At 49.1% G+C, this 20,095-nt stretch carries 24 protein-coding genes; 2 read left to right on the plus strand and 22 right to left on the minus strand.

What is annotated here, in order from left to right:
- Window position 1 precedes the first annotated feature (1 nt).
- The gene (hisIE, locus tag IDAT_RS07465) at window positions 2–619 is read left to right on the plus strand and encodes a bifunctional phosphoribosyl-AMP cyclohydrolase/phosphoribosyl-ATP diphosphatase HisIE (protein WP_051986648.1); all 618 of its coding nucleotides are present in this window, start codon (window positions 2–4) and stop codon (window positions 617–619) included.
- Here hisIE and IDAT_RS07470 read toward each other — a convergent pair.
- The 21 genes from IDAT_RS07470 to IDAT_RS07565 all read right to left on the minus strand — a co-directional run bounded on the left by IDAT_RS07470 (window position 579) and on the right by IDAT_RS07565 (window position 18,359).
- Window positions 579–2,006, minus strand: coding sequence for an MATE family efflux transporter (locus IDAT_RS07470; RefSeq protein WP_051986649.1), 1,428 nt, complete (start codon window positions 2,004–2,006; stop codon window positions 579–581). The two genes, hisIE and IDAT_RS07470, sit on opposite strands and share 41 nt — an antisense overlap.
- A gap of 22 nt (window positions 2,007–2,028) precedes the next feature.
- On the minus strand, window positions 2,029–3,234 hold the full coding sequence (locus IDAT_RS07475; RefSeq protein WP_051986650.1) for an aminotransferase class V-fold PLP-dependent enzyme: 1,206 nt from the start codon (window positions 3,232–3,234) through the stop codon (window positions 2,029–2,031).
- Window positions 3,227–4,066 carry an alpha/beta fold hydrolase gene (locus tag IDAT_RS07480; RefSeq protein WP_244441613.1) on the minus strand — a complete coding sequence of 280 codons (840 nt, stop codon included), beginning with the start codon at window positions 4,064–4,066 and terminating at the stop codon, window positions 3,227–3,229. Before IDAT_RS07480 ends, IDAT_RS07475 begins: the two co-directional genes overlap by 8 nt.
- Window positions 4,063–4,467 carry an MAPEG family protein gene (locus IDAT_RS07485; protein WP_034732435.1) on the minus strand — a complete coding sequence of 135 codons (405 nt, stop codon included), beginning with the start codon at window positions 4,465–4,467 and terminating at the stop codon, window positions 4,063–4,065. Before IDAT_RS07485 ends, IDAT_RS07480 begins: the two co-directional genes overlap by 4 nt.
- Window positions 4,468–4,539: 72 nt before the next feature.
- Window positions 4,540–5,184, minus strand: coding sequence for an adenylate kinase (adk, locus tag IDAT_RS07490; protein ID WP_034732436.1), 645 nt, complete (start codon window positions 5,182–5,184; stop codon window positions 4,540–4,542).
- Window positions 5,185–5,303: 119 nt separating this feature from the next.
- Window positions 5,304–7,196 carry a molecular chaperone HtpG gene (gene htpG / locus IDAT_RS07495; protein WP_034732437.1) on the minus strand — a complete coding sequence of 631 codons (1,893 nt, stop codon included), beginning with the start codon at window positions 7,194–7,196 and terminating at the stop codon, window positions 5,304–5,306.
- A gap of 77 nt (window positions 7,197–7,273) precedes the next feature.
- Window positions 7,274–7,882, minus strand: a complete 609-nt coding sequence (gene recR / locus IDAT_RS07500) for a recombination mediator RecR (RefSeq protein WP_034732439.1) — start codon at window positions 7,880–7,882, stop codon at window positions 7,274–7,276.
- A gap of 29 nt (window positions 7,883–7,911) precedes the next feature.
- Window positions 7,912–8,244, minus strand: coding sequence for a YbaB/EbfC family nucleoid-associated protein (locus IDAT_RS07505; RefSeq protein WP_034732440.1), 333 nt, complete (start codon window positions 8,242–8,244; stop codon window positions 7,912–7,914).
- A gap of 18 nt (window positions 8,245–8,262) precedes the next feature.
- Window positions 8,263–10,113 (minus strand): DNA polymerase III subunit gamma/tau, encoded by a 1,851-nt coding sequence (dnaX, locus tag IDAT_RS07510; protein WP_034732442.1) that lies wholly within the window; start codon window positions 10,111–10,113, stop codon window positions 8,263–8,265.
- A 39-nt stretch (window positions 10,114–10,152) separates the two neighbouring features.
- Window positions 10,153–10,677 carry an adenine phosphoribosyltransferase gene (locus tag IDAT_RS07515; protein ID WP_034732444.1) on the minus strand — a complete coding sequence of 175 codons (525 nt, stop codon included), beginning with the start codon at window positions 10,675–10,677 and terminating at the stop codon, window positions 10,153–10,155.
- Complete coding sequence (locus tag IDAT_RS07520) at window positions 10,674–11,096, minus strand: response regulator (protein ID WP_051986651.1); 423 nt, start codon at window positions 11,094–11,096, stop codon at window positions 10,674–10,676. Before IDAT_RS07520 ends, IDAT_RS07515 begins: the two co-directional genes overlap by 4 nt.
- Before the next feature lie 20 nt (window positions 11,097–11,116).
- Window positions 11,117–11,242: a hypothetical protein gene (locus IDAT_RS13555; RefSeq protein ID WP_280113582.1), complete on the minus strand. Its 126-nt coding sequence runs from the start codon at window positions 11,240–11,242 to the stop codon at window positions 11,117–11,119.
- A gap of 51 nt (window positions 11,243–11,293) precedes the next feature.
- A complete protein-coding gene (locus tag IDAT_RS13005) occupies window positions 11,294–12,049 on the minus strand; it encodes an HvfC family RiPP maturation protein (protein WP_051986652.1) in 756 nt (251 codons plus the stop codon).
- Window positions 12,039–12,869, minus strand: coding sequence for an HvfB family MNIO-type RiPP peptide maturase (locus tag IDAT_RS07530; RefSeq protein WP_034732446.1), 831 nt, complete (start codon window positions 12,867–12,869; stop codon window positions 12,039–12,041). Before IDAT_RS07530 ends, IDAT_RS13005 begins: the two co-directional genes overlap by 11 nt.
- Entirely contained in the window at window positions 12,854–13,207 is a 354-nt protein-coding gene (locus tag IDAT_RS07535) for an HvfA family oxazolone/thioamide-modified RiPP metallophore (protein WP_341871924.1), read from the minus strand. Before IDAT_RS07535 ends, IDAT_RS07530 begins: the two co-directional genes overlap by 16 nt.
- A gap of 142 nt (window positions 13,208–13,349) precedes the next feature.
- A complete protein-coding gene (locus tag IDAT_RS07540) occupies window positions 13,350–14,648 on the minus strand; it encodes a tetratricopeptide repeat protein (protein ID WP_244441614.1) in 1,299 nt (432 codons plus the stop codon).
- 5 nt (window positions 14,649–14,653) lie between these two features.
- The gene (locus IDAT_RS07545; RefSeq protein ID WP_034732450.1) at window positions 14,654–15,265 is read right to left on the minus strand and encodes an energy transducer TonB; all 612 of its coding nucleotides are present in this window, start codon (window positions 15,263–15,265) and stop codon (window positions 14,654–14,656) included.
- A 1-nt stretch (window position 15,266) separates the two neighbouring features.
- A complete protein-coding gene (locus IDAT_RS07550) occupies window positions 15,267–15,668 on the minus strand; it encodes an ExbD/TolR family protein (protein ID WP_034732452.1) in 402 nt (133 codons plus the stop codon).
- 12 nt (window positions 15,669–15,680) lie between these two features.
- Window positions 15,681–16,205: a MotA/TolQ/ExbB proton channel family protein gene (locus tag IDAT_RS07555; RefSeq protein WP_034732454.1), complete on the minus strand. Its 525-nt coding sequence runs from the start codon at window positions 16,203–16,205 to the stop codon at window positions 15,681–15,683.
- A 4-nt stretch (window positions 16,206–16,209) separates the two neighbouring features.
- A complete protein-coding gene (locus IDAT_RS07560; protein WP_034732455.1) occupies window positions 16,210–17,580 on the minus strand; it encodes a MotA/TolQ/ExbB proton channel family protein in 1,371 nt (456 codons plus the stop codon).
- On the minus strand, window positions 17,577–18,359 hold the full coding sequence (locus tag IDAT_RS07565; RefSeq protein ID WP_034732456.1) for a DUF3450 domain-containing protein: 783 nt from the start codon (window positions 18,357–18,359) through the stop codon (window positions 17,577–17,579). Before IDAT_RS07565 ends, IDAT_RS07560 begins: the two co-directional genes overlap by 4 nt.
- A gap of 307 nt (window positions 18,360–18,666) precedes the next feature.
- Here IDAT_RS07565 and priC point away from each other — a divergent pair, with 307 nt between their 5' ends.
- Window positions 18,667–18,963 (plus strand): primosomal replication protein PriC, encoded by a 297-nt coding sequence (gene priC / locus IDAT_RS07570; protein ID WP_034732458.1) that lies wholly within the window; start codon window positions 18,667–18,669, stop codon window positions 18,961–18,963.
- On the opposite strand, the gene IDAT_RS07575 is transcribed toward priC, so the two are convergent.
- A complete protein-coding gene (locus IDAT_RS07575; RefSeq protein WP_034732459.1) occupies window positions 18,928–20,028 on the minus strand; it encodes a tryptophan 2,3-dioxygenase family protein in 1,101 nt (366 codons plus the stop codon). The two genes, priC and IDAT_RS07575, sit on opposite strands and share 36 nt — an antisense overlap.
- Window positions 20,029–20,095: the final 67 nt, after the last annotated feature.

Consider the following 20,095-nt stretch of genomic DNA (forward strand, 5'->3'; position numbering starts at 1 on the left):
GATGAAGATTACCCAAGCGAACCTGCAGAGTATCGACTTTGCCAAACAACAGGACTTGGTACCGGCGATTGTGCAACATGCGTTCAGCGGTACCGTACTTATGCAAGGTTATATGAATCAAGCAGCGCTTGAACAGACCTTGGCGAGTGAGCAAGTCACCTTTTTTAGTCGCAGTAAGCAACGCTTGTGGACCAAAGGCGAAAGTTCAGGCCACACCTTACAACTGGTCAGTGTGCACACCGATTGTGATCAAGACAGTATTTTGGTCTTGGCGTTGCCACAAGGGCCGACCTGTCATCTCGGCACCGAGAGTTGTTTCAGTAGCGCTGATCACAGCGAGCAACCAATGCTTGCGCAACTTATGCGAGTGGTCCAGCAACGCCAAGCCAATGCCGACAGCAAAAGCTATACCGAACGCTTGCTCGCACAAGGCAGTAAACGTGCCGCGCAGAAAGTTGGCGAAGAAGGTGTCGAAGTTGCCCTTGCAGCCGCCGTCGGCGACCGCGAAGAGTTACTCAATGAAAGTGCTGACCTGCTCTATCACCTGTTGGTGGTGTTACACAGCGAAGGCTTGGAACTCAATCAAGTGCTGCAGGTTCTGCAACAACGTCGGGCTTAGCTTGACGTTGTTGGCGCGTCACGTAGTTGCGGCTAACGTGACGCAAACGCCAAGTCAGCAAGACGGCGGCAACACTAAGACCGGTAATAAAGCCAATCCACATCCCCGGTGCGCCCATCGCCGGCACTATCCAATCAGTGCGTGACAACAAAATGCCTATGGTCAAACCGAACGGCCAATACGACACAAAGGTAATCAGCATAACGACTTTAGTGTCTTTGTAACCACGCAAGGTACCCATTGCTATCGCTTGGAAGGTATCCGACAGCGTGAAAATGGCTGCTAAGCCCATCAATGTGGCGGCGGCGTTGATAACCACGGTGTCGTTAGTGTAAAGACTCGCTAACCACGCGCCACCGAGCCACATAATCAAACCATTCACAGCTGCGAAGGTCATGCCATAAAAAGTCGCTAACTTATGGCTCTGCATGGCGTTTGCTGGGTTGCCGGCGCCTAAAGCAAAGCCAACCCGCAGCGTTACCGCCATCGATAGACTCAGTGGCACCATGTAGACCAGCGACGAGATATTCAAGGCAATTTGATGACTGGCCACCACAGTTGCGCCAAGCGGAGCAATAACCAAAGCCGCAGCGGCAAACAGGCTGACTTCAAAGAACATCGAGGTAGCAATAGGAAAGCCCAGACGTACGATGTACCAAATGTCATCCCAATCGGGCTTATACCACTTAGCAAATACCCCGATTGCTTTAAAGCGTTTGGTCCAGAGAACATAGAGCAGCAAGCTCAAAGCCATGACCCAAATTACGATGGTTGTTGCTAAACCGCAGCCCGCACCGCCTAGTGCTGGCAAACCAAATTTACCGTTAATCAAAATATAGTTGGCCGGAATATTTACCAGCAAGCCAATAACACCAATCACCAGTGACGGCATGGTGTGTGACAATCCCTCACAGAAATTGCGCAAGACCATGTAGAGCACTAGAGCTGGCACTGCCCATAGTAAATAGAACAAATAGTCGAGGGTTATGCTGCGAAAATCTGGCTCTACGTTCATCGCATTCAGGATCAAGGGTGCACAGAGGATCACCGCGACACAAAGCAGACTGCCAATCGCCGCAGCGTAAAAGCCTTGCTGCACAATGTTGGCAACTTTGTGATGTTTATGCGCGCCATCGAAATGCGAAATAATAGGCGCTAGCGCCAAGCCTAAGCCAAATACCAACAAGGTCGACGGGAACCAAATACTACCGCCAACGGAGACTGCGGCAAGGTCGGTTGCGCTGACCCGCCCCGCCATGACCGTATCGACCACACTCATTAACATTTGCGTCAGTTGTGCAATCAAAATGGGTCCGGTCAAACGGATAAGTTTTTGCGTCTCAAGCCACCAATGATCGGGGCGAGTTGCAGGGGTGGTACGGCTCATTTCAGGTCTCTTTGCTTGGCGATCAGCTCAGTAGCTGATAGGCATCATCTAACGCGCTGCATAAGCGCTCGCAGTCGGCGGCCGTATTATAGGCGCCTAATGACACTCTGACCACCGCTTGTTGCTCGAGCGCCTGTAAAAAAGGCTGTGCGCAGTGGCTACCGGCACGCACGGCAATGTTTTGTTCGGCCAAAACCGCCGCAAGGTCAAATGCATGCAGCTCCGGACTGTAAAAACTGATGAGCGGTAGGCTCGGCTGTTGTTGCGGTAGTACGCGTAACCAACTACGTTGGTTCAATTGCTCACGTAATTTAAGAGCGAGTCGTTGCAGATAATCATTCAAGCCACCGGCACGCTCCGCACTGAGCCACTGTGCGGCACGCGCGCACGCAACAATAGCTGCAGTATTCGGCGTACCCGCTTCAAATTGCTGTACACCTTCAAGATACCGACTCAGCTCGGCACTGACCTGCTGCACCATACCGCCACCCACCCATTGCGGTTGCAGCTTGGTTTGCAAGACAGGTGTCGCGTAAAGCACACCGCAGCCAGTGACGCCATACATTTTGTGCGCCGAAAACGTCAGCGCATCGCAACCCAGTTGACCCACATCTAACGGCACACTGCTGACCGCTTGCGCGGCATCAACCACGGTAATAGCGCCCTGACTTTGGGCATAAGCGACAACCGCAGCGGCTGGCAATAATTGCCCAGTGACATTGCTGGCAAGTGTCATCGCTAGCAATTTGCAACGCGGACCAATCTGCGCTTGCCAATCGTCTTGCAAGGCGCCGGTCTCGGCATCCAAATCAAGCCAACGCAACTTCAATTGGTGGCGCTCAGCAAGGCGCTGCCAAGGGAGTAAATTGGAGTGATGTTCCGCGCGCGTGACGACAATCTCATCGCCTGCTTGCCAATCGAGCTGTAGGCCATTGGCGAGCAAATTAAGACTGTGGGTGGCAGAACTCGTGAAGATCAGCGCATCGGCTGTACCGCCGATCCAATCCGCCAATTGCATTCGCGCACCCTCCAGCAGGTGCGTGGCGTGCTGTGCCAAAGGATAATTACCGCGATGCGCATTGGCATGCTCAAATTGGTAGTATCCTAGATAGCGCTCTAGCACAGCGTCAGGCACTTGACAGCTGGCTGCGCTATCCAGATAAACCAAGTCGGTCTGTTCACGCCATAACGCAAACTGCGCCCGCGCACCTTTATATGAATTAGTCACCGTCAACCTCTGCAACCGCCGATGCATGATCGCGAATAAATCTGACCAGCAGTGGGTTCACTAATTGTGGGTGGGTTAACGGTCCCATGTGTCCGCAGCTGACCTGCTCGACTTTTACCTGCGGTAAAACTTGCTGTAATTGTGCTGCTACCGTTTGCGCACTTAAGCGTGATTCGCTGCCGGTCAGCAGTAGCACCGGACAATCGAGTAATCGATAATCGACCAACTTATGCGGTTCACCCATGAGTGCAGCAAAATCCATCGACACTTTGTGTGCTTGACTCGCCATCAGTTGCTGCACCTTATTTGGCAAAGCACGGAAGTAACCCGCTCGATTCCAATAGTCGACAAAGATTTCGGTACTCAACATGGCATCGGCTTGGTCAGTCTCAGTTGCTATGGTCTCGATTTCTGCCCGTGCTGGATCTTTGGCATCGAGAATATGAAAAGCCACCGGCTCATACACGGCAACTGCGCTTACTGGCAATAACTTTTCCAACGCTAACTTAAGCGCCAAAGCACCACCGTAAGAATGCCCCACCAAGATGACTGGCGTATCTCCCCACAACGTCGATACGCCGTCGAGAATACGTGGTACCTCATCAGTAAAACGAAAGGCATCACTGTGTTCGACTTCTGCTGCTGGTGCCTTGCCGTAACCTAAAAGATCGACCGCAAGTACATCATAATCAGGCGTAAGGCGTTGAATCAGTTCACGCCACTGGCCACTATTACTTTGTGAGCTATGCAGCAGCAAGATCTTGGCCCCCGTTGCTGTGCCATAGCGATAAAAACCCTGCGGCAATGGCATAGTTTCCGAACGCGCTGTCATACGACTCGACCGATCACATAACCAATCATGTAGCCCGCTTGCACCAATAACACGATAAAGGTACCCAGCACACCGACCGTCCGCGGAAAAGATGGACCAACGCTCTTATTCAAGCCAATGGCATGGCCAACGCGGGCAATGAACAACAAGCTACCCAGTGCATGCAACAAGATGGGGCCGGCACCAGTAAGCTCCATGAGAACTAACATCAGCAACAAAAACGGCACATATTCGGCAAAGTTTGCATGCACGCGGGTTGCTACCTCCAAATCTTTTGAATCTGCAGTGCCAATACCAACGCGATCGCGCCAACGCAGGCGAATCACCAAAACGGATAAGACAAAGTACAACAGTGCCAGCAGGCCTGCATAAAGTAAGCTAATTTCTAATTCTAATGCCATGTTGTTCTCCCATAAAAAAGCCCACACAAGGTGGGCTTCCATGATTATTATGTGTTGTGGTTAACCTAGCTATTAGCCAAGCAATGCACCGAGTTCTGTGCTGATTGCATCAACGTCTTGGGTGCCATCCACTTTATGGAACTTGGTTTTACCTTGCTCCGCTAGTTTACGATAATAATTCACCAATGGCTCGGTTTGTTCGTGATAAATTGCCAAGCGCTTACGCACAGTCGCTTCTTTATCATCGTCGCGAATAACCAAGTCTTCACCAGTCTCGTCGTCCTTCCCTGCCACTTGTGGTGGGTTGTGATCGACATGATAGACCCGGCCTGAACCAGGGTGTACGCGACGGCCAGCCATGCGCTTGACAATCACATCGTCTGGCACATCAAATTCCAACACTACGTCGATTTCGATGCCGTTTTCTTGCATCGCATCGGCTTGCGGAATGGTACGCGGAAAACCATCAAGCAAAAAGCCATTTTGGCAATCTGGTTGCGCAATGCGCTCTTTCACTAGACCAATCATGATGTCATCAGAAACAAGCTTACCAGCGTCCATAACGGCTTTTGCTTGTTGGCCTAATTCGGTACCCGCTTTAATTGCAGCTCTTAACATGTCACCTGTTGAGATTTGTGGAATCCCAAAGGTTTTCATTAGGAACTGCGCTTGAGTACCTTTCCCGGCGCCTGGCGCGCCTAATAGGATGATGCGCATTTACAACCTCTTTTCCTGTTTGATGGGTGTGCGTTTTGAATTAGGTCGAACTTTACCGTTTAGAGGCGTGCAATACAAGTCCGAGCAATGCCGACTTTGGTCGGCATTGCTCAGTTTTTTTACGCGCCAGTAAGTTCCATCATCAGTCGGTTGAGACGACTGACAAATTGGGCTGGATCTTTCAGACTACCGCGTTCCGCAAGTGTTGCTTGATCAAGCAACAACTGCGCCCATTCGGCAAACTTTGCATCATCGCTGATGGTGCTGACTTGTTTGACCAAAGCATGCTCCGGATTTAGCTCAAAAATGTACTTAGTTTCCGGTACTTTTTGCCCTGCCGCTTCCATCAACTTAGCCATTTGCGTACTCATGTCGTTATCGTCAGTCACGATACACGCCGGTGAGTTGGTCAAGCGATGCGTCACTCGAACACTTTTAACTTTATCTCCAAGCGCTTGCTCGAACCGTTTGATTTGCGCTTCAAACGACTTCTCCAGCTCTTCTTGCTGCTTTTTGTCTTCAGCGTCGTCAAGTTCACCCAAATCGAGATCGCCACGTGTAACGCTCTGGAATTGCTTCTCACGGTACTCATTGAGGTGACTCATCAACCACTCATCGATGCGCTCCGAAAGTAGCAAGACTTCAATACCTTTCTTGCGGAAAATTTCCAACGCAGGATTATCGCGCGCAGCTTCATAACTGTCAGCGACAATATAATAAATCTTGTCTTGCTTCTCTGGCATACGCTCAAGATAAGCATCCAAACTAACCGTAGCTTCAGATTTATCTTCATACGTAGAAGCAAACCGCAACAAGCTCGCGATTTTCTCTTGGTTTGCGTGGTCTTCCGCCGGACCTTCTTTCAGCACAGTACCGAACGTATTCCAGAACTCTTGATAGGTTTCAGGCTCGTCTTTGGCTAGCTTGCTGAGCATACTGAGCACTTTTTTGGTACTGCCGTTGCGCATTGCGCGGGTAATCTTGTTGTCTTGCAGAATTTCGCGCGATACGTTCAACGGTAAATCATTGGAATCCATCAGACCGCGGACAAATCGCAGGTAAGTCGGCATCAACTGTTGCGCATCGTCCATGATGAAAACCCGCTTCACGTATAGCTTAATACCGTGTTGTTGTTCGCGGTTCCACAAATCCCACGGTGCGCGCTTCGGAATATACAACAAACTGGTATATTCCTGCGTACCCTCAACCTTGTTGTGGCTCCACAGTAGTGGGTCCTCAAAATCGTGGGCTACAGTTTTGTAGAATTCTTTGTATTCTTCGTCGCTAATGTCGGCCTTGTCACGCGTCCATAACGCCTGACCGGTATTCACCGCTTGCCATTCCTTGTGTTTACCATCGTCATCACGTTCAGGCATTTGCACCGGAATGCTCAAATGGTCGGAATACTTCGTGATAATGCCTCGCAAACGGAATTCATCGAGGTATTCTTTGGCGTCATCGCGTACGTGCAAGATAATATCCGTGCCGCGCTGTGCTTTCTCGATGGCTTTCAGATCAAACTCACCTTCACCTTTCGAATGCCACTCAACCGCTTCATTGCTTGCCGCTCCGGCCGCGCGAGTGCGCACTGTGACACTGTCGGCAACAATGAACGCTGAATAGAACCCCACACCAAACTGACCGATTAAACGGCTATCTTTGGCTTCATCGCCGGAAAGTTGACTGAAAAACTCTGCGGTACCTGACTTGGCAATAGTACCGAGGTTATTGATCACTTCGTCACGGGTCATGCCAATGCCATTATCGCTAATGGTAATAGTGCCAGCATCTTTGTCGGCACTGACTCGGACCCGCAATTCGCTGTCGTCAGCCAACAGGCTGTTATCGCTCAGCGCTTTGAAGCGTAGCTTATCCGCCGCATCAGAAGCGTTGGACACGAGCTCGCGTAAGAAGATTTCTTTGTTGGAATAAAGCGAATGAATCATCAAGTGAAGCAGTTGCTTCACTTCTGTCTGAAACCCATAGGTTTCCGCTTGACGGGTCTCCGCCATGGTCATCTCTCCTACACTATTGTTTATGAACACTAGGGCAAAGATGGGGGCGATGGTTAGTTTTTCAAGCGTTTATTTCAATCGAATTGCAATCGTTTACGGCCGCTAAAGGCGTGTCCAAGCGTCGCTTGGTCGACGTATTCAAGTTCACCGCCGACCGGAACGCCGTGCGCGATACGCGAAGTTGCAATCCGATGTTGCTGCGCAAGTTCAGCAATGTAGTGTGCAGTTGCTTCGCCCTCAATCGTCGGATTGGTCGCGAGAATGACTTCACTGATCGGTTCTTTCGCTAAACGTTGCGCTAACACATCAAGGCCAATATCGTCAGGGCCGATACCATCAAGTGGCGACAGGTGCCCCATCAACACAAAATAGCTGCCCTGGTATTGCCCAGTTTGTTCAATCGCCAGCACGTCGGCTGGCGTTTCAACAATGCACAACAGGCCGCTAGCACGGCGCTGTTCATCTACGCAAATCTCGCATACCGCTAGTTCTGTCAAGGTGCGACAATCGCTGCAATGGCCAACTTTTTCGACCGCGTCGTTGAGCGCTTTCGCCAATTGCAAACCACCCTCACGCTGCCGTTCAAGTATTTGAAACGCCATCCGCTGTGCCGATTTCGGACCAACCCCGGGCAGCACGCGCAGGGCGCGAATCAATTCACTAATGGCTGGACTTAACCGCATCAGAACTACCTTTACCTATTCAATAACGATTAGAACGGCAGTTTCATGCCAGGAGGCAAGTTCATGCCGCCGGTCACTTCAGCCATACGCTCTTTGGTGGTCTGTTCCACGCGACGTACTGCGTCGTTGCAGGCTGCCGCAATCAAATCCTCGAGCATTTCACGATCATCTTCGTCAGCAAGCAGGCTAGGATCGATTTCAACGCGGCGCACGTTATGGTTACCGAGCATAGTGACTTTAACCATACCCGCACCCGCTTCGCCGGTTACTTCTAACTTGGCTATTTCTTCTTGGGCTTTCTGCATGCGCTCTTGCATTTGCTGCGCTTGCTTCATCATATTGCCCAATCCACCTTTAAACATATCTACCTCTTCATTTGATTAGAGTGGTTTCACGGAGTCGGCAATCAACTCCGCACCAAAATGCTGTGTTATTGCTTGCACGTGCGGATCAGCCGCTAATTTAGCTTCTGCCTGCCGTAACCGCTGCTGATCGATCGCTTGCTGCAACTCAAATGGTGTGGGCTGCGTGGTGTTTTTCAAGTAAACCGCTTGCAGTTCGAGCTGTAAATGCTCGAGCAATGCTTGCTTAATAGCGTTCACACCATTGTCATTGAGCAAATGCTGCCAGGCTTCTCGCACTGCGAGCTCAAAACCTCGCGGCGTCTTCAACAACACACTATTACGGGCCAACTGACGCGCTAGACCATCCAGTTGTAAATTATCGAGATACGCCGCCCACTTATCAATTTCAGCGGCACTACGGGTCTCGGCCGGTATTGCTGGGAGCTGCAGTTCGCCATCTTCAGCCACCACATGCGTGACTTCTGGTTCTGACTGCGGTTCTGGTTCAGCCTTAGGTTCAACTAGCGTACTCTCATGACCGGCTGAGGCTTGCTGCTCTGCTGCTTGAGGTTCGGTTGGCGCTAGCTGTCGTTCAGGATTTTTTTTTTGCTGCAACTGCTCGCGCGTCGCCAACAGCGCGGCTAAGCCATCAGTTGGACTGTTTGGCGCGACCGCAGGCTCTGGCGCTGCTTGCGACTCAGCTTCAACTTGCGGTTGAGTTTCGACTTTTGGTTCGGGTGCTGGCGTTGCAGCAACTTTCGAGGCTTCCGTTATTTCAGCAGGTCGACGCTCTTGCAACGTCAGTTGTTTCGGTCGAAAAGCCATCATCCGCAGCAAACACATCTCAACCCCACTACGCACATCAGCTGCGTAATGCAGATCGCGGCGGCCTTGCAGCAAAATATCGTAATAGACTTGCAACAATTCAGCTGGAAGTTGCTGCGCTAAGTGTTGGTCTTCAGCATTTAAGTCAAGTGTTTCAGCGACTGCCGGCACGGCCTGAAACAATGCCAATTGATGCACATAGTTTTGCAGCTCTCCTAATAGCTGGCTGAGATCGGGGACCTGACCAGCGATACGCGACAAACTTTGCAACAGCCCATCACCATTCCCAGTAAGTACTTGTTCGAGTAAGGTGCCTAGCTCAAAACTTGGCACCGCCCCCAACATTTGTTGTACAGCGGCCATGGTCACCTGCTGCTCACCCTGCGCGATGGCTTGATCAGTTAAACTGAGCGCGTCGCGCATACTACCGCGCGCGGCGCGTGCAAGCGCTTGCAAGGCGTTAGTTTCAAAGGCGATATTTTCGGCTTGCAAAACTTCAGCCAAATGGCTGCTGATCTCGGTTCTGTCGAGCGCTTTTAAGTTGAATTGCAGGCAGCGCGATAACACAGTTATCGGCAGCTTCTGCGGATCGGTCGTCGCAAGTAAGAACTTAACGTGTTCAGGCGGCTCTTCTAGCGTTTTCAGCAAAGCATTAAAACTATGCCGAGAGAGCATGTGAACTTCATCGATAAGGTAAACTTTGTAGCGCCCATGAGTCGGCTTATATTGCACGTTATCGAGTAATTCGCGGGTGTCTTCAACTTTGGTGCGCGAGGCGGCGTCAATCTCAAGCAAATCAACAAAGCGGCCGTCGTCAATCGCTTTACAAGCCCCACAGCTACCACAGGGTTCAGCGGTGATGCCTTGCTCACAATTGAGACTTTTCGCCAGTATACGCGCAATAGTGGTTTTACCTACGCCGCGGGTACCGGTGAGCAACCAAGCATGGTGCAGTCGTCCGCTTTCCAGCGCATTCATAAGGGGTTTCAACACATGTTGTTGCCCCACGACTTCAGCAAATTTACGAGGCCGCCACTTGCGCGCGAGCACCTGGTAACTCATGCATATTTCCTTGTTATTAGACGATGCGCTTACGTTACCCTAAAATTCGCACAGGGTATAGTGTGGAATTCCAGCTTCATCAAGTCGTTTCACGCCTGGCAAGGCTTGCAAGGTAATGACGAAAGCACATTCATGTAATTGTGCGGCACTTTTTTCAACCAACTGAACGGCCGCAAGGGCGGTTCCCCCGGTCGCTAACAAATCGTCGATAATTACGACTTTATCTGCGGCTGTAAGCGCATCACTGTGCATTTCGAGAGTATCTTCGCCGTACTCAAGCGCATAACTTTGTTTTAGCGTTGCACCAGGCAATTTACCTGGTTTGCGCAGTGGCACGAAACCTACACCTAAGGCATGGGCCAACGCCGTGCCAAAAATAAAACCGCGTGCTTCCATGCCCACCACCTGAGTGATCCCTTGATCTTGGTAACGATCAACGAAATGTCCGATAGTTGCCCGCAATGCCTCTGCGTTACTCAATAACGGTGTAATATCACGAAAGATAATACCGGGCTTGGGAAAGTCCGGTATAGCCCGAATAAAATCGGCAGGATTTACCTTCATGATGCAGCAGAACGCACGTCAGACGCTGTAGGCGGTGGCATTGAGATTTGCATAGTCTGCCAAAGGTCTGCGAGCAACTCCAACAGACGCTCGCGTTCAATTGGCTTCGCCAAACATAAATCGGCACCTGAGCGACGCGCTTGCTCCTCAATTTGCTGCACATCTTGCGTGGTCATCAGCAATAGAGGTTTATGTTTGTATGCGCTAAGGCTACGCAGATTGCGAATTAAATTCAGGCCATCAAGTAATGGCATTTTATGATCGGCCAGCACCACATCAAAGGTGTTCGCCTTTGCTTGATTCAAACCATCTAAGCCATCATTGGCACAGGTGACAACGAAAGGCGTGTCAGCAAGCATCGCTAACAAGCTCTCGCGTGTCGCTGGTTTATCCTCAACCAGCAATAATTTAAGCGACATAATAAGCCTTTGAGCCTTATTTAAGCGGTGAGATGTTTAATCCATTGCAACGTAGCTGGCAATACAGGAACTGCGAGTACCACTAAGACTGCCAGCACTCCCATCAAGGAACCTGATGAGTCACGGAATTCTTCATTATTTGCCATAAGGGTATCCTCTTAACAACGGCGATAATTTGCGCGGCGGATCATACTCGATTATGGCCGCGACAACAACAGCGAGCGCTCAGCAAAATCTACAACCAACTGCTGCAAGCCTTGCTGCAAAACTGCTTGATCAAAGCTAGTAAATTGGACTTTGATAACTTCAAAAAGTTGCGTAAGAGTAAGCGGTTTTTGCTGTAATTGTTCGACCACAAACGCTGTGAGTGGATTGAGTTCGAGAAATTTAACATCACCATTTAGCTCTTGATAAACCAGCACAAAGTACGGTTCATTTGGCTTAGACTTTGGTTGGTAATCAGGACTAATGCGCGCCACTGGAAAATCATAAATACCAAGATAAGCTGTTGGATTCAGGTTTAACTGAGTATCTTCATCGACGGCGGCTAATGGCTGCCACTCGGTTCCCAAGGCTTTGAATCGAACATCGACCTCAATCCGTTCATAATGCGCAAGTTCAAAGGTCCAAGGCGGAAAATCTGTTTGTTGTGGATTTCCTTGGAGCGGTAAATAATGTGCGAGAAAATCGACGAATTCCTGCCCGATTTGTGAAAACAACGGTGATTTTGCTTGATGTTGAGCGATAAAATCACGTTCGAGTTGTTGCCATTGAGCGGGCGCCAGTACCTTTTGTAAAACTGGAAACCCATTGCGCAGAAACTGCTTAATGTTGTTATGAATGAGACGCTTATAAATAGCTAGACGGCGAGGTTCAATAGCTGCGAATTGGGCGTCACTTTGTGGATCACGCAACCACTTTGCAAAGTCGACTTGTAGATCCTTAAATGACATTCACATGCTCTTGCTGGGTAAAGAACTCTTGGGTTTTCGCTATTTTCGAAGCTTCATTGAGCAATTGCGGTAACGGCGGAATATTAAAGTCACGCTCAAGCACAGTTGGAAATACACCATGACATTGGTACGCGAACTCCAATAATTTCCAAACTTCTGGCTTCACATCAGCACCATGGGTGTCAACGAAAAGATCATCGTATTCTTCATCATGTCCAGCAATATGGCCATAAACGATACGCTCGCTTGGCAGCGATTGAATAAATGCGTAAGGGTCGTAACCATGATTGACGCTATTCACGAACACATTATTGACATCGAGCAACATAGAACAATCTGCTTTCTCAAGCACCGCTCGAATAAACGCGAGCTCACTCAGTTCATTGGCAAAACTGGCATAATAAGAAACGTTCTCTAAGACCAAAGGCCGCTCGAGAATGTCTTGCACCTGTTTGATGCGTTCAACCACGTGCTCAACTGCCTCTTCCGTAAAAGGAATAGGTAATAAATCATAGAGTTGCCCCTGCGCCGAACAATAGCTTAAATGTTCGCTATACATTTCGATATTAAAACGATCGAGAAACTGTTTTACGGACTGAACGAAGTGAACGTCCAGCGGGTCAGGACTGCCGATAGATAAGGATAAGCCGTGACTGGTTAATGGCGCTTGTTCACGAATCGCATCAAGTTGCCGATACGCGGTTTGCCCACGCGGAAACCAATTCTCCGGCGCAAGCTCCCAAAAACCGACTTTGGGAGCTTGTTGTAGTACTTCAGCGAGAAATTCGCGACGTAAACCGAGGCCTACTGTCCGCCGCACTTACCTTCACCACATTTGCCTTCACCGCATTTGCCTTCTTTGGCTTTTTCATCGGCTTTTTCTTTCATTTTGGCCTTGTGCTCTTCACCGCACTTGCCTTCACCACATTTGCCTTCGCCGCACTTGCCTTCTTTGGCTTTTTCATCGGCCGTTTCTTTCATTTTGGCTTTGTGCTCTTCGCCGCACTTACCTTCGCCACATTTAGCTTCGCGCTCTTTCTGCTCTTCCTGCTGGTAGCCAGGACCAAGATCAGAGTAGCTAAAAGGATTGGCTGTTGCTGACAATGTCATGCCACCAGCTAACAGTGCACCAACAGTAACGGCTACAGATTTTTTCATGTTGTTCATTTTCTTAACCCCTTGTTGTTCGGTTTTGGAACACCTCTACTATAGCTCAAAAAGACAAAAAAACCTATAGCTCAAAAAGACAAAAAAACCCCGCTACCAGAGCGGGGTTTTGCAGACTTTTTACACGTCTAGTTTACAGTGAAATACCACGGTTGCTCGCTTTGCTGCGAATATAAGATTCCCAGCTGCGCGCATTGCGACGTTGTTCACTATACTGCTGCGCTTCTTTAACATACTTCAACGCTTCGCTGAATTTGTCTTGATAGAAGTAAGCTTCAGTGAGTGACATGTAAACATCACCCGGTTCTGAGTAACCAAAATCAAGCGCTTTCAAGTAGGCGCTAGCTGCTTCAGCATACTCTTCAGCACGCAAATGGGCAGTGCCCTTACGACGGAAGTAGTTTGCTTTCTCAGCGCGGTCAGTTTCTAGATCAGCTGCAAGCTGGTATAAATCAGCCGCACGTGCATATTCACGTGCCATCTCATAGTTACTGGCTGCACTGTAGTAATGACGAGCAGTTTTCTCTACATCGCCTGCTTCTAAGTGTTTTACCATTAACTCAGCTGCATCAAACGGAATGCCGTTGTTGGCATACAATTGGATGACTGCTTTGATTTGGCTTTCTTTATCCAAGTAACCTGCAAGGTAGGCAATTTCAAGCGTTTGTAATGCTTTGTCGATTTTCTCTTCAAGCATGTACATCATGCCCAACTGACTCCACCAGGTTTTTTCCGTAGGCATGATTGCCAAGCCTGCTTCCAAAACGTCGATAGCATCAGAGTACATTTTGCGCTCATAGTACGAAGCGACTTTAAGAACATATGGGTTCTTGTTTGGCTCTTCGTAATTTGCGATTGCCATGTCTGCTGCCTGAATGATTTTGTCATATTGCTTCAACTCGTAGAACGAGTTAGCAATACGTAAAAATACATCAGGATCAGCTTCACCAGTAAACTGCAGCCACTGATTGTAGTACTTCAATGCGTCGCGATAGTTTTCCAGCTGCAAGCTGATGTCGGCAGCAAGTTTAAGTGCTGCTGCTTGGTCGTTCCAACCTAAGACATCGGCTTCCGCTGCTTGACGTGTGCGCGTCATTGCATCTTCAATCTGGTCATTCGCTGCATACAAGTTACCGAGGAAACGATTGACGTAAGCCACATCGTACTCATCACTCGGATCCAACTCTTCCAATACAGCGATTGCGCCTTGAATGTCTTCTTGCTCACTGTAAAGCTCGTAGGCATTCATGATACGGCGACCGATGCGTTCAGAAACAGTTCGGTTACTGCGGTTATTTTTACGTGCTTCAATCTGTTCCGCTGACGGCAAGTTGTAATTGATGTCCTGCGCGGTAGCGACAGGAGAACCCATCGCTACAGCACCACACAATAGACTCGCGCTAATCAACATAGAGAGTTTTTTGTGCATCATCTTCATTACTCCTGATCCAGGTTGAAGTCGAGCTGTACGGTCTGCCCTGGCTGGCGAACCGCCTTGCCATCAACAACCTTCGGCTTGTACTTCCAACGGAGTAGTGCCCGACGTGCTTCTTGGTCAAACACGCGACGCGGGTTTGAATCAATCACTTCTACGTCAGTTACACCACCAGTTTCGTCGATCGTAAAGCGCAACAGTACCCAACCTTCTAAACCGTCACGAGCAGCCGCAGGTGGATAACGCGGGTTGATACGAACGATAGGTGTTGCTTCACCATCGCGCATCATCGCGCCACTTGCATCAAAACCAGTGTCAGTTCCACCAACGTCGACATCAAAGCCTAAGTCCATGTTCAGACCTGAATTGTCTGAATTGTCCGGTTCGTTTGGCGGCGTCTCTGGAGGCTGCGCTGGCGGCGGCGGCGGTGGTGGCGGCGTACGACGACGCTGATCCACTTCACTATCCGGCGGCGCTGTCACAATCTCAATCACCGATGAAGGTGGAGGCGGTGCATTTCGCCCATCGCCCCCGCTGATCAAGAACGCCATAAAAGCGAACAGAAGGAACGTAGCTGCAGCACCTAATAGTAACGATACTATAAAGCGCACCATATTAATCGTCCTCTGCGGCTATGGATATCTTGTCAATACCCGCTTCCTTAATTTGATCCATGACTTCAACGACAACACCATGTTTGGCTTCTTTGTCCGCCTGAATCACTACGATATCAGTTGGCTGTTCTGCCAAGAGACGTTCGATGTTTGCGCCTACACGCTCCACATCAACCATACGCTTGTCCATCCATACTTCGCCATTCGCACGAATCGCGATAAAGATGTTGGCAGAAGGTTTCTTCTGCGCCTGACTTGCTTCTGGCTTGTTCACGTCAATACCAGCTTCTTTTACGAAAGAGGTGGTTACGATGAAGAAGATCAACATGATGAATACGATGTCTAGCATCGGCGTCATATCGATCGCTGCATCTTCCTCTTCACGAATACGTTTACGTGCCATAATTCTTCTCTCTTAATGATGTGGCAAACTGTCGACCAACTTGTCACGCGCGCGCTTCACTTTTGACTCTAAACGAGTCGCAAAGAACATGCCTGACAGTGCAGCAACCATTCCGGCCATTGTCGGGATCGTCGCCATCGAGATACCGTCGGCCATCAAACGCGGGTTACCAGTACCCTGCGTTGCCATGGTTTCGAATACAGTAATCATACCGGTTACTGTACCCAAGAGTCCGATTAACGGACACATGGCGATGGTTGTTTTGATCAACAACATACGTGCATTCAGTTTATCAGCTGCCTCAGAAATCCATGCTTCACGGATCTTATGAGCGTACCAAGAGGTGGTGTCCTTCCGCGCGTCCCACTGAGCGATGATGTCTTTCTTCATCTTCGGGAACACGGCGGTAAGGAACCAGAAGCGCTCAATCATGAGTACCCACATGAGAAAGAGCGCTCCCATGACGAAGTATAAAACGTCGCCACCGGTACTCAGAAAATCCCTGATAGATTCCCAAAGCTCCATCAGGTAAAGCATAGGATTACTCCTTCTCCGCGTGCGCGGCTACGATGCCGGCAGCTTGCTCGTCCAACGTGTGAACGATTTTCTTAGCACGACCCGCAACAACTGCGTGGATCAGAATTAATGGCAACGCTGCGATCAGACCCATAGCTGTTGTTACCAACGCCATTGAGATGTCGCCTGCCATGATTTTCGGGTCACCAGTACCGTACAAGGTAATTGATTGGAAGGTACCAATCATACCGATTACCGTACCCAATAGACCTAACAACGGAGCGATAGCTGCGAAAATCTTGATGATATTAACGCCAGCATCGATACGTGGAGTTTCACGCATGATCGCCTCGTCAAGTTTCAATTCAAGGTTCTCAACGTCATCGTTCTTGTTGTCGTGGTAAACTTTCAAGATACGACCCAACGCGTTCTTCTCAGAAGGATTACCGGTGTTTTTCAGCTGTGCACGCATTTTCGCGCCCTCTGAACCCAGCGTAATGATCTTCCAGATCGCAATTAGGATACCAAGAATAAGAACTACGGTAATGACGTAACCTACGGTGCCACCTTGATGATACTGCTCTTCAAGAGTTGCTTTCTGAGTCGCAAGGTTCAAGATTTGGCCACGTGCTGGGTCAATGTAAACGCCTTCATAGCCACTTTCAGTCGAGAGGAAATTTTCTGCTGCTGACAAGATGTAGCCTTCAGGCTGACGACCCAATGGTTGAATTTCTTCAGCTTGGTCGTTGTAGACGAAGTATTCGCCATCAGACAACAAGTTGAATACACCGATACGCGTTACGTCACGCTGTTCAGTAGAACCGTCGAGCAAAGTAACTTCAGTTGGGAAAGTAACGACTTTACCCGACTGCTGCATTTCGGTTAACCATGCCAACCACAGTTCTTCAAGCTCTGCGATGTTTGGAACTTCGCTAGCTTCAGCAATACTTTCAAGTACGTCTTCACGGCCTGGATACTGCGAGCTTACGATTGAAGTGGCGATACGACCAATCGTTTCACTCGCTGCACCGCGAGCAACACCGACGATCTCACCCAAAGTACCTAGTTGGTTTTGTAGTTCAGTTTCTTTGTTCGCTAACGCAATTTCATTTTCAGAGAACTGGGTTTGCAAACGTTCGCCGCGCGCTTTCTCATCAGCTAGCTGACGCTTCGCTTGGTTTAACAAAGCTTGCTTGTCAGCACGGGCATCAGTGAACTCAGCTTCACGCTGCGCGTTGATGCGCTGTGATTCGGCACGGTTTTCTTTAACTAATTGAAGCAACTCTTCAAGAGTTTTCGCTTCTTGAACGCTTTCGTTTTGCGCATATGCAGCGCTAGCGCCCATGGTTAGAGAGAATGCTGTAGCGACCAGCAAAGATTTCACTAGTTTGTTCATTCTGCACGCTCCGCTGCGAATACTGGCAATTGAAGAAGATCTGGGGCAGTTTGCTTACGCGCCATACGGATAGCTTTGGTTAAAGCACCTAAGTAAGCGTCGTCAAGTACTTCCCACTCACCGGTGGCTTTGTCATAAATCCAACCGTTTTTCAGATCCAGTGATTGCGCAAGCAGCGCTGCGCGACCAAGGTGGAAGAAGTCAACAGAGATTTCTTCGCCTTCGAAGCTCAACTTGCCTTCGTACGCGTTCAGAGCTGAACCGTAGTCCATTTCTGCCTGATAAGCTTCAGTGATCTGACGGAATTGCTCAGACGTGGTTACGTTGGCATTTTCCATAACGTCACGCAGCATATCAACACGCGCCAAACGACGGTCACGTTGGATTGGAATATCGAGCTTAACAAACTGCTCCAAAGCGTCGATCATTTTGTACATGAGTGGAACAACACCTTGTTTGGTGTCTTCAACACTGTCGATCTGACGCTGTAGAGAAGCCAGTTGTGCATTCTGGTCGTCAACCAAACGTTGTACGTGGTCATTGTAAACTTTCAGCTGTTCATACTCGTCTACAATACCGCGGTATTCGTATAGCAATTCTTGCGATTGCTCGAACAACGAGTTGATTTTTTCTTGTGAACGCACATCAGCTTGATGCGTTTTCGCTTCTTCGCTTTGCAGCTCAGAAACTGACTGTGCAGTAGCAGCAACGCTACCGGTTATCGCGAGCGCGCCAATCAAGGCCGCAGCGATTTTGCTTTTATTGATTACTTTGGTCATAGTTCCCAACCAATTTGATTTAACTTTCTGCTGACGACAACCAGAGTCGCCAACTTCCCAGTTATTTGAGTGACGAAAAGAGTTTAATCAACACTTGCAGCTATTGCGCAATTATTATTGAGCAATAATCTCCTCAATACTCCCACGATCAGGCGAACCCTGTCAACCACGGAAAATAGATTATTCCTAGCTTAAACGCGCATAAAAATGCATTTACAGCGTGTTAACATTACCCTCTTTTTTTACTTTTATTTGCCTCGTATTGGAATAGAATATTCCGCAAAAGTTCCCATAACAGGAAAAACCTATGGATAACGCCACCATGCGTCAGCTCACGCAGCGACTGCGGCAACAAACACGCGCCATGCGACAACGCATTACGCGCCTTGGTATTGCCGAAGAAAGCTTTCATGATTGGTTCGATGCACAGCTATTTCGCGTCAATCACGCGGCGCCGAGTGGCTATTGTGATGAGATAGATGAACTGATTGCTCAGTTAGAACGCAGCGCCAGTGAGAGTCACCAGCGCTGGTTAGCGACGAAAATCGAACAACAAATGCTCGCACTGTTACGTGCGTTGGCCCATTTCGAGCGAAAAGCTTAACGCTTGCCGCACGTGCTCAGGAAGTTCTGGTAACGCTGATTTCGGTAAGAGATACGTCGACATTGCAAAAAAGTCTTTGAACACCCGATTCTGTTCAGTGGTCCTGCGCAAATAATCGTGCCCAGAACTGCCTCCTGTACCAATTTTGGTGCCCAACATGCGCTGCACCATCATTGCATGTTTATAGCGCCAAATGGTGAGCTTCTCGTCCAGTTCAGCGAACGCATTAATCACCTGCCAGGCAAGGTTAAACGCAGGTTCTTCGCGATACTGTGTAATGAAAAGCGCGCTTAACATCGCTTGCTGCGAGAGTCGCACTGCGCCCTCTTCTCTTAACAATTCATAACTTTCGCTAGCAAATAACGCGGCAAACGTATCGCGGTTACGCTGTATACCTTCTAACTCTTGCCGCAGTTGTGCTTCGTCTTGCACATTGTCGCGAATGATTTTTTCATCAGCATCCAAGGCTTGATTGACCGCTTTTTGATACATTTCCCAGAACTTGAAGTCTTGCCACTCTAACAACGGCATCCGTGCCAACCACGCATCCACTCGATCGAATAGCGTCGGTTGCTCCTCCAAATGCTCTAGATAAGCTCGGTCGGTTTCGTTTAAGCGGTTGTAAAATGACTGTTGATCAAAGGCAATCCGCGTTTTGCGCGTGAGCCCAAGCCGAATCTCCAGCTCTTTGAATTGGATACTTTGGAACCCAGAGGCTGGCACCAGGTAATCGCGAAACTCAAGAAATTCCTGCGGTGTCATGGTCTCAATGATTGCGACCTGATCGTTCATCAAGTCTTGAATCTTCAATACCCGTTGTAATCGATGCGATACCAAATAAAGCGCTTTATCGTCGAGTTTCGGCTCGTGGAATTCACGGTGAATGGCTCGCAACTCATGGAGGACTTGCTTAAACCACAATTCGTAGACTTGATGCACAATGATGAAAAGCATTTCATCATGCGCTTCGGCACCGTATTTTTTGCTATGGGGTTGTTGTGCGTCGAGGAGCGCATCAAGTTGCAGGTAGTCGCTGTAGTATACAGGCTCAATATTCTTCGGCATAAGACCCTTCGCTGTTCGTTATTCGTTATTCGTTATTCGTTATTCGAATAACATACAGCTCTGCGCC

It is taken from the genome of Pseudidiomarina atlantica (assembly GCF_000753735.1).
In the GTDB taxonomy this organism is placed as follows: Bacteria; Pseudomonadota; Gammaproteobacteria; order Enterobacterales; family Alteromonadaceae; genus Pseudidiomarina; species Pseudidiomarina atlantica.

Coding starts and splice junctions, on each gene's coding strand:
- hisIE (WP_051986648.1), top strand. CDS start 2: ATGAAGATTACCCAAGCGAACCTGCAGAGTATCGACTTTGCCAAACAA.
- IDAT_RS07470 (WP_051986649.1), bottom strand. CDS start 2,006: ATGAGCCGTACCACCCCTGCAACTCGCCCCGATCATTGGTGGCTTGAG.
- IDAT_RS07480 (WP_244441613.1), bottom strand. CDS start 4,066: ATGACAGCGCGTTCGGAAACTATGCCATTGCCGCAGGGTTTTTATCGC.
- IDAT_RS07485 (WP_034732435.1), bottom strand. CDS start 4,467: ATGGCATTAGAATTAGAAATTAGCTTACTTTATGCAGGCCTGCTGGCA.
- adk (WP_034732436.1), bottom strand. CDS start 5,184: ATGCGCATCATCCTATTAGGCGCGCCAGGCGCCGGGAAAGGTACTCAA.
- htpG (WP_034732437.1), bottom strand. CDS start 7,196: ATGGCGGAGACCCGTCAAGCGGAAACCTATGGGTTTCAGACAGAAGTG.
- recR (WP_034732439.1), bottom strand. CDS start 7,882: ATGCGGTTAAGTCCAGCCATTAGTGAATTGATTCGCGCCCTGCGCGTG.
- IDAT_RS07505 (WP_034732440.1), bottom strand. CDS start 8,244: ATGTTTAAAGGTGGATTGGGCAATATGATGAAGCAAGCGCAGCAAATG.
- dnaX (WP_034732442.1), bottom strand. CDS start 10,113: ATGAGTTACCAGGTGCTCGCGCGCAAGTGGCGGCCTCGTAAATTTGCT.
- IDAT_RS07515 (WP_034732444.1), bottom strand. CDS start 10,677: ATGAAGGTAAATCCTGCCGATTTTATTCGGGCTATACCGGACTTTCCC.
- IDAT_RS07520 (WP_051986651.1), bottom strand. CDS start 11,096: ATGTCGCTTAAATTATTGCTGGTTGAGGATAAACCAGCGACACGCGAG.
- IDAT_RS13555 (WP_280113582.1), bottom strand. CDS start 11,242: ATGGCAAATAATGAAGAATTCCGTGACTCATCAGGTTCCTTGATGGGA.
- IDAT_RS13005 (WP_051986652.1), bottom strand. CDS start 12,049: ATGTCATTTAAGGATCTACAAGTCGACTTTGCAAAGTGGTTGCGTGAT.
- IDAT_RS07535 (WP_341871924.1), bottom strand. CDS start 13,207: ATGAAAAAATCTGTAGCCGTTACTGTTGGTGCACTGTTAGCTGGTGGC.
- IDAT_RS07540 (WP_244441614.1), bottom strand. CDS start 14,648: ATGATGCACAAAAAACTCTCTATGTTGATTAGCGCGAGTCTATTGTGT.
- IDAT_RS07545 (WP_034732450.1), bottom strand. CDS start 15,265: ATGGTGCGCTTTATAGTATCGTTACTATTAGGTGCTGCAGCTACGTTC.
- IDAT_RS07550 (WP_034732452.1), bottom strand. CDS start 15,668: ATGGCACGTAAACGTATTCGTGAAGAGGAAGATGCAGCGATCGATATG.
- IDAT_RS07555 (WP_034732454.1), bottom strand. CDS start 16,205: ATGCTTTACCTGATGGAGCTTTGGGAATCTATCAGGGATTTTCTGAGT.
- IDAT_RS07560 (WP_034732455.1), bottom strand. CDS start 17,580: ATGAACAAACTAGTGAAATCTTTGCTGGTCGCTACAGCATTCTCTCTA.
- IDAT_RS07565 (WP_034732456.1), bottom strand. CDS start 18,359: ATGACCAAAGTAATCAATAAAAGCAAAATCGCTGCGGCCTTGATTGGC.
- priC (WP_034732458.1), top strand. CDS start 18,667: ATGGATAACGCCACCATGCGTCAGCTCACGCAGCGACTGCGGCAACAA.
- IDAT_RS07575 (WP_034732459.1), bottom strand. CDS start 20,028: ATGCCGAAGAATATTGAGCCTGTATACTACAGCGACTACCTGCAACTT.